The following is a 300-nucleotide window of genomic DNA, read 5'->3' on the forward strand; positions in this document are numbered from 1 at the left end:
CTCTACGACTTCACGCATGGCTGTACCTGCTGTGCTCACATCATCCAAAACCCAAACGGCTTTGCCACTCACATCAGCGCCTACCAGATGACCACCCTCACCATGGTCTTTGACTTCCTTACGGTTATAGCCCCATTTGGCATTAATACCATGGTTAAGCCACAATGCCTGTGCAGTAGCTGCGACAAATGGAATGCCCTTATATGCCGCACCGAAAATGAACAATTCTGGCGCTTCATCACCATTAGCCGTTGATTGAACTTGCTTAGCCAAAAGCTCAGCATAGCCACTGGCCAATAC

General features: G+C 49.0%; 1 pseudogene. It reads right to left on the minus strand.

What is annotated here, in order from left to right:
• Positions 1 to 300, minus strand: a pseudogene (gene pyrE / locus FHK88_RS14045) (orotate phosphoribosyltransferase); the annotation flags it as partial.

It is taken from the genome of Psychrobacter sp. I-STPA6b (genome assembly GCF_020662265.1).
Classification (GTDB): Bacteria; Pseudomonadota; Gammaproteobacteria; order Pseudomonadales; family Moraxellaceae; genus Psychrobacter.